13 protein-coding genes and 1 pseudogene are annotated in these 12,096 nt (G+C 64.6%); 2 read left to right on the top strand and 12 right to left on the bottom strand.

Translation table 11 applies throughout. From position 1 onward, the window contains the following. Positions 1-15: 15 nt before the first annotated feature. Genes EA796_RS20045 through hemA form a run of 3 tightly spaced genes read right to left on the bottom strand, consistent with a single transcriptional unit; the run spans position 16 to position 2,820 of the window. A complete protein-coding gene (locus tag EA796_RS20045) occupies positions 16-1,086 on the bottom strand; it encodes a Gfo/Idh/MocA family oxidoreductase (protein WP_122109871.1) in 1,071 nt (356 codons plus the stop codon). Beyond that, positions 1,083-1,586 (bottom strand): GNAT family N-acetyltransferase, encoded by a 504-nt coding sequence (locus EA796_RS20040; protein WP_122109870.1) that lies wholly within the window; start codon positions 1,584-1,586, stop codon positions 1,083-1,085. Before EA796_RS20040 ends, EA796_RS20045 begins: the two co-directional genes overlap by 4 nt. Position 1,587: 1 nt before the next feature. After that, entirely contained in the window at positions 1,588-2,820 is a 1,233-nt protein-coding gene (hemA, locus tag EA796_RS20035) for a 5-aminolevulinate synthase (protein WP_122109869.1), read from the bottom strand. Positions 2,821-2,976: 156 nt separating this feature from the next. Between hemA and EA796_RS20030 the strand changes: the two genes are divergently transcribed. Continuing rightward, entirely contained in the window at positions 2,977-3,831 is an 855-nt protein-coding gene (locus EA796_RS20030; RefSeq protein ID WP_122109868.1) for a helix-turn-helix transcriptional regulator, read from the top strand. Between the two features lie 17 nt (positions 3,832-3,848). Here the strand turns inward: EA796_RS20030 and EA796_RS20025 are convergent, their stop codons facing one another. The 8 genes from EA796_RS20025 to EA796_RS19990 all read right to left on the bottom strand — a co-directional run bounded on the left by EA796_RS20025 (position 3,849) and on the right by EA796_RS19990 (position 10,828). Then, entirely contained in the window at positions 3,849-5,798 is a 1,950-nt protein-coding gene (locus tag EA796_RS20025) for a relaxase/mobilization nuclease and DUF3363 domain-containing protein (protein ID WP_122109867.1), read from the bottom strand. A gap of 349 nt (positions 5,799-6,147) precedes the next feature. Continuing rightward, on the bottom strand, positions 6,148-6,675 hold the full coding sequence (locus EA796_RS20020; RefSeq protein ID WP_122109866.1) for a S26 family signal peptidase: 528 nt from the start codon (positions 6,673-6,675) through the stop codon (positions 6,148-6,150). Then, positions 6,672-6,914, bottom strand: a complete 243-nt coding sequence (locus EA796_RS20015) for a hypothetical protein (protein ID WP_122109865.1) — start codon at positions 6,912-6,914, stop codon at positions 6,672-6,674. Before EA796_RS20015 ends, EA796_RS20020 begins: the two co-directional genes overlap by 4 nt. Beyond that, the gene (gene parA, locus EA796_RS20010) at positions 6,911-7,549 is read right to left on the bottom strand and encodes a ParA family partition ATPase (RefSeq protein ID WP_122109864.1); all 639 of its coding nucleotides are present in this window, start codon (positions 7,547-7,549) and stop codon (positions 6,911-6,913) included. Before parA ends, EA796_RS20015 begins: the two co-directional genes overlap by 4 nt. 244 nt (positions 7,550-7,793) lie before the next feature. Continuing rightward, positions 7,794-8,621 carry a replication initiator protein A gene (locus EA796_RS20005; protein ID WP_122109863.1) on the bottom strand — a complete coding sequence of 276 codons (828 nt, stop codon included), beginning with the start codon at positions 8,619-8,621 and terminating at the stop codon, positions 7,794-7,796. Positions 8,622-8,632: 11 nt separating this feature from the next. Continuing rightward, on the bottom strand, positions 8,633-9,004 hold the full coding sequence (locus EA796_RS20000) for an AlpA family transcriptional regulator (RefSeq protein WP_122109862.1): 372 nt from the start codon (positions 9,002-9,004) through the stop codon (positions 8,633-8,635). 505 nt (positions 9,005-9,509) lie between these two features. Continuing rightward, positions 9,510-10,022: an antirestriction protein ArdA gene (locus EA796_RS19995; RefSeq protein ID WP_122109861.1), complete on the bottom strand. Its 513-nt coding sequence runs from the start codon at positions 10,020-10,022 to the stop codon at positions 9,510-9,512. Positions 10,023-10,306: 284 nt separating this feature from the next. Next, on the bottom strand, positions 10,307-10,828 hold the full coding sequence (locus EA796_RS19990; RefSeq protein ID WP_122109860.1) for a GNAT family N-acetyltransferase: 522 nt from the start codon (positions 10,826-10,828) through the stop codon (positions 10,307-10,309). A gap of 176 nt (positions 10,829-11,004) precedes the next feature. Between EA796_RS19990 and EA796_RS19985 the strand changes: the two genes are divergently transcribed. After that, a complete protein-coding gene (locus EA796_RS19985) occupies positions 11,005-11,511 on the top strand; it encodes a putative adhesin (protein WP_122109859.1) in 507 nt (168 codons plus the stop codon). A gap of 372 nt (positions 11,512-11,883) precedes the next feature. Here the strand turns inward: EA796_RS19985 and EA796_RS19980 are convergent. Next, a pseudogene (locus tag EA796_RS19980) lies at positions 11,884-12,096 on the bottom strand (JAB domain-containing protein); the annotation flags it as partial.

Raw genomic sequence — 12,096 nt, 5'->3', positions numbered from 1 at the left:
CTCCTTGTGATTGGGTTACCCGAGGCTTTCCAGGTCGCTGTCCTCGGCCAGCAGCACGCGCGTCTCGCCATGGACGTAGCGCGCCGGTGCTGGGGTTTGGGCGTGGGTTTCCAGGTCGTTGAGCAGGCGCTGCAGCGCCACTGCGGTGTCGAGGCCGGCGAAGGGCTGGCGGGGCGGCTCCTTGAGCGCCACGGCGCGCACCACCTGCCGGCACAGCCGTGAGAGCTTGTGCAGGGTGTCCAGGCCAGGCTCGTCGGGCGCGGTGGCGAACGCGTGCAGCAGCTCCTCGGTGCCGTTGGTGCCGCGCGTCCAGATGCGCAGCTGGTCGTGATCCCAGCGCGGCGTGTCGAACACCAGGCGCGCATGGATCAGCCGAGCATCGCGATCGACGAAGCTGAAATCCACGGTGCGCTGGCGCACGATGTTGACGAAGCTGGCGTAGCCGGTGACCCGCGCCTCGCCCAGGCTGGCGGTGAGCTGCACGGTGTCGAGTACCTCTGCGCCGGAGACCGAGAAATCCGAGCGCACGCCGAGCACGCCATCGAGCCGGAGCTGGCCGGCGCGAGGGCAGATCCAGCCGAGCAGGTCCAGGGCATGGATCACCTCGCTGGTCACGCCGCAGGTGGGGCGGTAGTCGTTGATGCGGTCCTTGCCCCAGTGGAAGTTGGCGCGGACCAGTTGCCAGTCGTGACGCTCGACCCACTCACGCAACTGCTGGGTCGCGTCCGAATAGCGCTCTACCAGGTCTAGGGCAAAGCCGCCGATCTGCTCCAGTGCGGCGAGCAGCTCGTCCAAGTCGTCACTGGGCGTGACCAGCGGCTTCTCGCAGAGCACGAAGCCCCGGTAGCCGGCCAGCTGCTTGAGCACCGGCGCATGGCTGTGGTCGTTGACGCTGACCACGACGATGTCCGGCGCGAAGCCTTCCAGTGCGCGGGTGACGCTGTCGAAGTAGGGCAGCTCGGTCGTCTTCTGCTGGCGCCCGACATAGGCCAGCGACAGCGGCAGGCCAGTGCTCGTGGCGATATGCTCGAAGGCGCGGCGGTAGCGGTTGCCGGCGTAGCCCAGGCCGATGATCAGGATCTTCATGCCGAGGCCTCCTGACGGATCAGCAGGCGCTCGTCGCTGGCGACGAAGCCCAGGGCCTGGTAGAGCGTGCCCGCGGCCTCGGTGCTCTGCAGTACCACGCAGCCGACGCCGCGGTTGGCGAACCAGCGCAGCAGGTGCTGCATCAACTGCCGGGCGATGCCACGGCCGCGCCACTGCGGCTCCACCACCACCGATTGCACCCAGCCGGACAGGCCATTGAGGCAGCCTGGCGCCGGCGCGCGCTGGTCGATGATGGCCGTCGCGCAGCCCAGCACCTGGCCGGATTCCCTGTGCTCGGCGGCGAGGATCTGCACGCAGTCGCTCTCGCTCAGGCGGCTGCTCAGCCAGGTGCGGTAGGCCGCTCGCCAGCGCGCTGCGTCCTCCGGCGTCTTGCTCGAATAGCTGGCGGTGGTGCCGTCCAGCAGATACGCGCGCAGCTCCACCAACCTGGCCAGGTCGGCCTGGATCGCCGGGCGCACGGTGAGGAAGGATTGCTCCATCTCAGGCCACCTCCGCAGCGAACGCCTCGGAGGCCAGCGGAATGCTGAAATGCTCGAAGGTCTCGCGCAGCGACCGCGCCAGGTGCTCGATCTGCGTATCGCTGTGGTTCGGCGTGGCGTTGACGCGGAAACGCTCGGTGCCCACCGGTACCGAGGGATAGTTGATCGGCTGCAGGTACACGCCATGGGTATGCAGCAGGCGTTCTGCCGCCGCCTTGCAGCGCTTGGCCTCGCCCACCAGCACCGGCAGCACGTGGGTCTGCGAGCAGGGCATCACTGGCACGTCGTAGTGCTTGAGCCGCTCGCGCAGCTTGGCGGTCTGGGCATGCAAGCGATCGCGCTCGAAGCGGCTGGCCTTGAGGTGCTCGACGCTGGCCAGGCAGCCGGCGGTGATCGCCGGCGGCAGCGAAGTGGTGAAGATGAACCCGGTCGCGAAGGAGCGCACAGCATCGACGATCACCTGGTCCGAGGCGATATAGCCGCCGATCACGCCGATGGCCTTGGCCATGGTGCCCTGGATGATGTCCACCTGATCGGCCACGCCCAGCTCGGCGGCGATACCGGCGCCGCGTGGGCCGTACATGCCCACTGCATGTACCTCGTCGAGGTAGGTGAGGGCGTTGTAGCGCTTGGCGACCGCGACGATTTCGGCGATAGGGGCGATGTCGCCGTCCATCGAGTAGACCGACTCGAACACCACGATCTTCGGCTGGCCCTGCGGGTAGCTGGCGAGGATCTGCTCGAGGTGCGCGACATCGTTGTGGCGGAAGATCTTGCGTTCGTTGGGCGTCGAGCGGATGCCATTGACGATGGAGGCGTGGTTCAGCTCGTCGCTGATCACCACGCAGTCGGGGATGCGCCGCAGCAGGCACTGGAGGGTGGCATCGTTAGAGCCGAAGCCGGTGGGGAAGACCAGCGCCGCTTCCTTGTCGTGCAAGTCGGCCAGGCTCGCCTCCAGGCTGGCGTACAGCTCGTGCGAGCCGCCGATATTGCGTGAGCCGCCGGAGCCAGCGCCGTAGGTCTCCAGCGCGTCGTGCATTTGCTCGCGCACGGCGGGGTGTTGCGACATGCCGAGGTAGTCGTTGCTGCACCAGACCACCACCGGCTCCTGCTTGCGACCATCCAGCTTGGCCAGTGGGTACTGGCCGCAGATGCGGCTGAGGGTGGTGAAGGTGCGGTACTGGTTGGAAGACTTCAATGTCTCCAGTTGTTCCCGAAGAAGTGCTTGGTACATCCGTTTATCTCCTTAGCGAGTTGATGACACGTCTCTGTGTGGTTCCTCATCAAGCAAGAGCCCTGGCTCGGGCATTCGCGGCCAGGTCGGGGTATTCTTCTCGGGATTTATAGGGGTTACAATTTGACTGTTTATCCTATTACTGGAGGTAACCGGATGAGCGCGCCCCGCACAGCCGAACGCACTCGGGTAGAGCTGGCCGAATTCCTGCGTAGTCGCCGCGAACGCATTTCGCCGGAGGAGGTGGGCCTGCCCGCCGGTAGTCGGCGGCGCACGCCGGGGCTGCGCCGCGAGGAGGTCGCAGCCCTGGCCGGGGTGGGTTTGTCCTGGTACACCTGGCTGGAACAAGGACGGGACATCAGCGTGTCCGCTACCTTCCTCGACAACCTCTCGCGCACGCTCAAGCTGGATGCCACCGAGCGTCGTCACCTGTTCCTGCTCGCCCACCAGCGCCTGCCGCCCGAGCCGGGCAAGACCTGGTGCACGGTGCCGGCGCTGATTCACCGGCTGATGGCCGACCTGCCGTCACGTCCGGCCTACGTACTCAACCTGCGCTGGGATGTGTTGGCCTGGAACGCCGCAGCGGATCGGGTGTTCGGTTTCTCCGCGCTGCCGGCGGACCGCCGCAACCTGCTGTGGATGCTGTTCACCAGTCCGGCCATGCGCGAGCTGTTCGACCCCTGGGAAGAACAGGCGCTGCAGATCCTCTCCAGCTTCCGCCGCGACTTCGTGCGGGCGACCCAGGATCCGGATATCGCTGCGCTGGTGAGGGATCTGGAGAAGGCCTCGCCGGACTTCAGGGACTGGTGGCGGCAGCAGGACATCCACGGCCCGTGCCAGGGGATACGCCACCTGCACATCGAAGCGGTTGGCCAGGTGGTGTTCGAACACACCACGCTGACCATCGACGAGGATCGCCACCTGCGGCTGGTCTACTACGCGGCCAAGGAGGGCAAGCCGCAAAGCCGATCGTTCGAGCAGTGGCTGCAGCAGGAGCCGGCGCTGGTATAGGGCCCGGCGCCTGTTGCTCAACCAATCGACGGCCCGCGCTGGCGACCCAGTTGCCAGGAGACGCTGTTGCCCTGGATCACCGCCGACACGCTCTGCCCGAGCCTCTGCTCGATCACCGGCTTCCACGGCACCAGGCTGAAGCCTACACCATCGTCGAGTAGGGCATAGCGGCCGCTGGCCAGCTGCACGCTGCGCCGGTAGATCCCACTGACGCGCTTGCCCTCGACCGCAGGGCGATACTTCGTGCCCGTCTGCGCCGAGATCTCGCGCGCCGCCGCGGTCAGCTCCCGACCGCGCAAGGTGGCCAGCAGGTTGCGTGCGAGCACCACGCGTTGGCCCTGGCGTTGGGCCAGGCCCTGTTCCACCAGGAAGTCGACGCGCTGCCGCAACGCTTCGCGCACCTCCTTGCCGAAACCTTGGTCGCTCAGCTCGCGGTTGCCACCGAGCAGCTGCTGGTCCAGCCAGGTCGCGCTGACGGCGCGCACCTGCTGCTCAAGGGGCAGCGGCGTGCGCAGTTCGACGGCGACGTCGCCCAGGCGACGGGCGTCATGCTGCCGGCCTTTCTCGGGCAGATCGGTCGGCACCCGCCAGACGCCTTCGGCCAGCCGCTCGACGATTCCGGCCCGGCGCAAGGCTTCCAGTCGCCGGATGTGGCGTTCAACCAATGCCTCGGGATCCTGTCCTTCGACTGCCTGTGATCGTGCCAGGGCCGCGTGATGATCGGTGCGATAAAGGCCGCCCGCAGCCAACGCCGCAATCGAGCGATCCACCGCGCGCGGCTCGCTCAGGCTGCGTGTTTCCACCACGCCGCCGATGGGGTAGTCGGCCAGCTCCGCACGGGCCGGCAGCGTCAGGTAATGCGCCTTGCCGTCGAGACCGTCGACCACCAGGTAGCCGCGGTCACGCAACTCGTCAGCCAGGCCCTTGGCCACGATCCGGCCGACCACCCTGGGAGTACCCTTGCCCGGCTCGAATACAGCCAGCTCGTGCTGCAGGCTACCCATGGCCCGCTGCATCGTGCGCACGATATCGCCGCGCTCGCCCATGGCGCGCAGAGTGGCCTCGACGTCGTCACGTAGGATCCATTGTCCGGGTCGAACTTCATGGGCCAGCTCGAGCCGCTGCAACTGTTGCAGGCGGCCTATCAGTAGCTGCCGACGTGGATGGTTGGCAAGCGATTTCAGGCTGAGCACGCCGGCTTGGCGTTCGCGCAATAGGGTGCGATCCAGGCTGGTAAAGCGCTCCTGCTGCACCTCGCGCTGCAGACTCTGCCGGATCTCCAATTCAGTACGCGGGCCGAGCCATTCGGTGGCCAGCTCCGCGGCGCGGTTGCGCATGCCCTCGGCGATGTAGTCACGAGCGATCACCAGGTCCTTGCCGGTGTCGTCCTTGCCGCGCAGGACGATGTGGGTGTGCGGGTTGTCTGTGTTCCAGTGGTCGACCGCCACCCAGTCGAGGCGGGTGCCGAGGTCGGCCTCCATCCGGTTCATCAGGTGGCGGGTATAGGTGCGTAGGTCGTCGAGCTGCTCGGCATCCTCGGGCGAGACGATGAAGCGAAACTGGTGGCGGTCGTCCCGGCCGTGTTCCTCGAACGCATTGAGGTCAGCCTGGTCGGTCAGCGGCCCGTAGGCCTGGCCCGGATCGCCCTCGCGACTGACGCCGTCGCGCTCGATGTAGCGTAGGTGGCTGAGCGTCGAGCGTTTGCCGGCCTGGCGCAGGTTCACCAGGCGCGTCTTGATGGTGACGCGGCGGGCGTTGGACGGCAGTTGCTGCGCGCTGAAACGAGCGGCGACATGCCCGCGGCCGAGGCGGGCGCCAGGCTGGTGGCCTGCCTTGCGCGGCTTGCCGGTGCCGGCCTTGTTGGCCTGGCGCAGCACCTGGTTGACGAAGTGTTGGCCGCGTTGCTGCGGTTTGCCCGGCTGCGGCCGAAAGCGCAATTCGTCGTCCGGACGGCTTCCTTTGCTCATGTTTAGACTCCTCCAAGTTGATCGCAGTACGGCGTATCAGGCACGCTCCCAGGCCGTTTCCGCTGTGGGGCGAACACGATTTCGGCACTTGCCGACACCGGCGCCGTGTCGCCGCCACCCCCCGTGCAGACTGCTTTCCGGGCCAACGAAGTGCCGCCCCCTTTTATCTTGCCCTCCGCTTTTTCCGTGCCTTGGCGCTGCTGGGTTGGGTAATCAGGAGAGGCGGGACGACGACTTCCACAGCCCCTGGCCGGCAGGCGAGGGTAGAGGTATCTGCAGCCAGGCGGCCCGCGACTGCGCACGTCGAGCGCGTGAGGGCGGCAGGCGGGTCGACACGGAGAAGGCCTGTTCATCGACGCGACTCCAACCACAGGGGCTGCGCCTGGCCGAGCACTGCCTCGGCGGAGACCGGGCCGAAGTAGCGGCTGTCGAACGACGCCGGGTTGCTGCTGCTGAGCAGGAACAGCTCATCGCCAACCAGGCGCCGGCAGGCCTGCCAAGTCGGTAGCGCGCGCCCCTGTCGATCCCACCTCAAGCGCCTGGCAACCACGACGCCATCAATGCGCACCTGATTGCCCAGCACGCATACCTGCTGCGGCGCCATCGCCGCCACGGTCTTCAGCAACGGCACGTTCGCCGGCAGGTAGCCGCGCTGCGCTGCCAGCGGCCTCACCTCCGGCGGCAGATGAACCAGCACCAGGTCGCCAGACGCCAACGAGTTGGCCGGCGAAATGCGGTACCAGCCGACGGGCACGCTGTCGGAGGCGTTGTAGATCAGCTGGGGTGGCGACGTCGCAATCGTTGCCCAACCCAGTGCTGCCAGGCTGCCGGCGAGCAGCGCCAGTGGCCAGCGCACGCCGTGAGCACCCTGCATCATGACGTGGCCTCAGGAAACTGCCGCTCCAGCACTTCACGCAGCATCTCCGCCATCGTCATGCCACGCTCGAAGGCCGCCAGCTTGATCCGCGTGCGCAGTGCCGGCGTCACGTCCAGCGTCAGCCGGGCGCTGTAGCGCTCGGCCTTGCCATGGGCGACGCCAGCGCCCTGGCGTATCCAGGCTTCGGCCTGCGGGTCGGCCGAGGGACGTGCGCCGATACCGATGCGTTTGCCACTCATGGCGACCACCTCAGCAGCTCGTCGACCAGACTGCTGACTTCGCGCGCGGCGGCGCTGTCCGGCGCCAGTTCACGCGCGAGGCGACCGGCTGCCACGCTCTCGGCGAAGACGATGCGCTGGCGTACTTCCGCCTGCAGCGCCGGTAGCGGTTGGTCGGCCAAGGCGCCGCGCGCTTCGCGGCCGATCACCGTGGTGCTGACGCGGCGGTTGATGGCAAATGCCGCGCGCAGCGTTGGCCTGAACACCTGCGCTTCGCGGATCAGGTTGACCATCTCCGCGCTGGCCCACAGGTCGTAGGGGCTGGGCTGCACCGGGATCAACACGCGATCTGCCGCCAGCAACGCCGAGCGGGCGAGGGCGGCGATGCGCGGTGGCCCGTCGATGATCACATGATCGGCACGACGAGCCAGCTCCGGGGCTTCCTGGTGCAGCGTCTCGCGCGCCAGGCCGACGGCGCTGAACAGCCTGGGCAAGCCCTGCTGGCTGCGCCGCTGCGTCCAGTCCAGTGCTGAGCCCTGCGGGTCGGCATCGAGCAGGATGACGTTCTGCCCGCGCAGGGCCAGTTCGCCGGCGATATGGGTGGCCAGGGTGGTCTTGCCCACCCCGCCTTTCTGGTTGAGCAGGGCGATGATCATGGCCGGTTCCCCCTGGCCAAACCGCCCCGATCAGCACCTGTCCACACACAGGCGCTGCCCCAATAACAAGTTAGAGCTTTTAAGTTAGTTAAGTTAAGGGCGGCTGGAAGCCCCGCCAGCCGTGGCCTGCAGCGGAGTTCGTGCGCCTGATAGCACGAGGGGGATGCGCCTGATAGCACGTGCCGGCGTGCGCCTGATAGCACGACTGCATTCACAGCTTTTGCGCAAGTTATCCCCGTGCCGTCTACGGCACGCGCCGGAAGGCGAGCAGCTCGGTCGATGGGGGCAGGTGAACGACCTCCAGGCGATACCCCGGAAGTGGTTGCCGGGCCACCAGAGCACGCACATCCAAAGCAAAGTCCGAATAGCGCGCCGAGCTGCCGGATTTGCGGTACAGGTGGCGAAAGTCGAACTGCCAGCCGTCCTCCTGCTTGCCGCCGTGCTTGCGCACCAGGCGATACAACCAGCGCTCGATACCGCCGGTGAGGCGGAAATAGGCCGGGTCGATGGTTAGCACTAGGGCCTGATCCAGCACCCCGCTGTAGAACCAGTCCGGCAGGATCAGCTCGATACCCAGTGGCCGGCCATCCGCCGCGGCCAGCTCCTTCCACTCGTTGATCCAGGAGAAACGGTGCAGCCGCCGGCCAGTGGTCTCGCGGATCGAGGTAGCTACGCTGGTCGACTGCAGCCGATCCAAGGCGGCCTTCAGGCGTTGGTAGTCGCGCAGCGAGGTACCACGGCCGATGAATCGCAGAATCTGGTAGGGCGTCGCGCGCATCAGCCGCGAAGTGGGAATGCCCGCATCGCGCGCCTCGACGATTTGGCTGGCTGCCCAGATCAGGATGTCGGCATCCCAGATCGTGGCGATGCCATGCTCCAGCGTGCCCTCCACACGCACCGTCACCTCGCCCGAGCGAAAGTCGATGGGCACGGTGCGCCGCGACTTGGCCAGCGAGAAGAACGGATGTGCCATCAGATCCTGGGCGTCGCGTGGCGCCATATCCCCCGGCAGGGCGCGGAACAGATCCAGTTGCTCGCTCTGCGAAGTCAAATCGAGATGCCGACAATTCATAGGCGAAGGTTTCACTGATCATCACGCTGCGCTCCCGGGTGGCGGTCGATGTACTCGGGATCGAAGGTGGTCTCGAAACTGCGCTCACTGGCCCAGGCTTCGAGATCAGTGAGCGCATACATCACCCGCCGGCCAAACTTGTGAAAGCGCGGCCCTCCGCCGATTACCCGCTGCTTCTCCAGCGTGCGCGGAGACAGCCGCAGGAAGGCCGCTGCTTCGTTGTTGGTGAGGTAGCGAGGGGCAGGGCAGGTCTGTGGCGCTTGGGCCTCGTCAGCGCCCTCCACGGGCCGCATGGCATGCGCCGTCGGCCCGGCCTTGCGGTGCAGTGGGGCGTCGAGATCGATGCGACGCGGCTGGCGGGAAAGATCGGTTGAGTGCGACATGGTGTGTCCTCCGTTGACGTGGGAGGTGCACCGTGCGGCAGCCGTCGCGCCCGATCATGCCGGGTTGGGTCTGGGCGAATGCGCAGGCAGGAGGGGCGAGGATTAATACCGGGAAGGTCTGGACGCTGACCGGGTACGCCCATCTACGCACATCACCGGTCACGGTGCCCAAGCGCGCAAAGCCGCATTGGCGAAGCCCTACGTATTTGCGGATCTGCGGCTTTCCACAAAACCGGAAAACCGCATCGGCGGATTTCCGTAAATCCGTAAAAGCGTAAATCCGCTTCCCCACAGATCCGTAAATCCGTGGATACGGATCGACGGATTTGGGCAAAACCGTAAGACCGTAACGATCTCAATCAACTGGCAGCACAACGCGGTTGCTCCAGACTGATCACCGTGTGTTCGCCCCCTAGCATCAGCCTTCCGGGTGGGCGCGCGGGTGGCCGGCAGGACAGGGGCGCAAAAAACAAGGCACCGGGTCGCCCTGGTGCCTTCCGCTGGCCTAGCGATTCCAGAACACATGCACCTGCTCGAATCCGGTCTCCAGGGTGAACAGGTCGCCGCTGTACTCCATGTCGCGGGCCATGGCGCGGTAGTCGATATACATGGCCAGGTGTTGCGGAATGCTAGTGGTTTCCTCGGTCAGTTCCTGGGCATATTCGGCCAGCGAGCTGTAGCAGCCGCAGTAATCTTCTTCGGCTGCCTTGCGTGCCTGCTCAAGGTCATTGAAATGAGCGAGCAGGGCGCCGCCGAATGCGGGGTACTCCTCGATGAAACACGCGATCTCATGGGCGTTCTCGAGGCCCTCGTGTTCGCCGAGGCGATAGCCGTCGAAGCCCTCGAAGTCATGGATGGCGTATTCCTCCGCCCTCTCGACCGGGGAGGCCGCCAGCATGGCGTCGACCTGCGCCTGGATGTCGTCCAGCTCCAGGGTGGCATCAATCCAGACGCCATGCAGGTAACCGGTGTTGTAGGCGGCCAGGTCGGCAACGTAGATCTTGATGTGTTCGCTCATGGCTTTCGCTCCTTCGTCTTCAGGGTTCTGCGCTTGCGCTGCGCATGAACCCCTGCCGACTAGGGCGACTAAGGCGGTCGTGAAAAAATCAGGAAAAATCGCGGAGGCTCCACCCAGCGCAGCGGCCGGGTGGAAACCGTCTATTTTTCTTGATTTTGAGGGGGCAAGAACCCCTGCATTTTTTGACCCACGACTGATGGAGGTTCCAAACGATAAGGGGAGCCTGTTTGGCTAGGTCATCGTCCGCGAGCCATCTGATTATGGGGATCAAGAGGAGGGCAGCGTCACGGATTCAACAGATACCAGAACATTGCGATCTCCTGCCTGCCGGAGTCCATCCCGCTGTACAGGTAGCGGTCATAACCGCCCAGTTTGAATCCGTAGCGTTTGTAGAAGCGGCATGCGGTGACATTGTTCGACTGCGTCTCGAGCCGCACACCTGCAAGATCTTCTCGGCGTGCCCAGCCAACGGCGGCATCCATTAGACGGCGGGCAATGCCGCTGCCTCTGTGCTGAGCATCGACTGCTATGTCCTCAATGACAGCGAAGTGATTCCAGCCACGGGAAACGGCGAGATAGCCCACAGGCCTCCCGTTTAGCTCGGCGACAAAAAGCTCCGAGTCTGGTCCTTCCAGATACTCGGTTAGTTCGTCAGGATCAAAGCCATACGCCTTTTGGTAAGGAGGTACGACCGGAACGGTTCGTGTGTCGTCGAACGGCTCGGCAAATTTAGCATCCACCAGAAACGAGAAATCGCATCGGGCGAGCAGGGCGATACAGGAGTCAGTGGCTTGGCGAATGTTCAAAGTATCGCCCTAAGCCGGCTACGCCGACAGGTCTTGCAGTAGCTAGTCATACCATCCCTCTGGTTATCAAAAGAGCGCCCTTCAGAGCGCCTACAGGCCGCGTCAATGGCGGTCACAGGTTTCTTGATCGGAGCTACAGTCTATTGGGCGTTCATCACTTCAGCATGGAGGCGGTCATGTATTTCATTTTCTGGGGGCATGGTGACTGGGGGCCGGAAGACGGCCATACCTTCATTCCGCAAGGCAGCCAACTGTACTTTTTCGCTCGCCACAAGGAAGAGATCAACACGAAACGAATGGATAGCATTTTGTACGCGGTGACCGAAGGGATTGATCGAGGCGTCGAGAACATCATCAAGAACGATTATTTCGATCTTCATGAGGAGCGGAACTTGCGCCGTATCAAACCCGAGGGCGCACGAATTCGGAACTATCGACTGCTACCTCCCTCGGGGGATGTCTACGCGCCTGACCCGCTTGATCCAACAGTCGCCGCAGTCTGCCAGATCATTACCACGGCCAAGCCCGAAGGCGAGCGGCTTGAGGCGCTCTTTAAGCAATATGGCACCGGCCCCGCCACCTATCTCTGGCTACCTTGCAGAGCTGTCAGAGGCGTGGAGGACAATTTGTTTGTCGATGGCTTCAACTACACGCGTGAGCCTGATTACTTCAAGGCGAGTTGAGATCTGACTTGGAGCTCGCGCCGTAGCTGCACTGCTCTCAGGTTCTGAACCATCTCTTGGCTAGGACAGCCGACGCTACGAAGGGGATTCGACCATGCCCGCCTATCATCGCTACCTCTATGTTGCTTGTGCCGCCGCTTTGGTCGTTGTGTACACAACCATGTGGCTATCCGCACCAACACCTCTGAAATCTCAGCCCGTGACGGTGCCACCGCTGCGTATCCTGCAGGGCGATAATCTGCTGGTATGGGGCAGTTGGCGTACGGTTGAGGGCTATGAACCCGGCACCTTCAACGGTGTCGAGATCATCTGCAATCGGGAACGGCAAACCTGCCTGGAGGCGTATGCCGAGCTTTTACGTCACGACAGCGGCGAAGATCTGATCACCTCGCGCGGGTACACAGAGGCACTGTCGATGGTGCCGCGAAACATCTCGACGTACTGGATCAGGCGATGCTTGGCATCCAGAAACAGCGCTGCGAAAACCTCGTGCTCAAAGCCACCCAGTTTCGCGATCAGGTAGTCCTTGACCAACTCCGAAGACGTGAAGGCTGCTCCTCGCTGAACCTTCTGATCGATCACCTT

This window comes from Pseudomonas sp. AOB-7, from assembly GCF_003696305.1.
GTDB lineage: Bacteria > Pseudomonadota > Gammaproteobacteria > Pseudomonadales > Pseudomonadaceae > Aquipseudomonas.
Note: the sequence above shows the minus strand (reverse complement) of the source record. Positions and strands in the feature narration are given on the sequence as shown.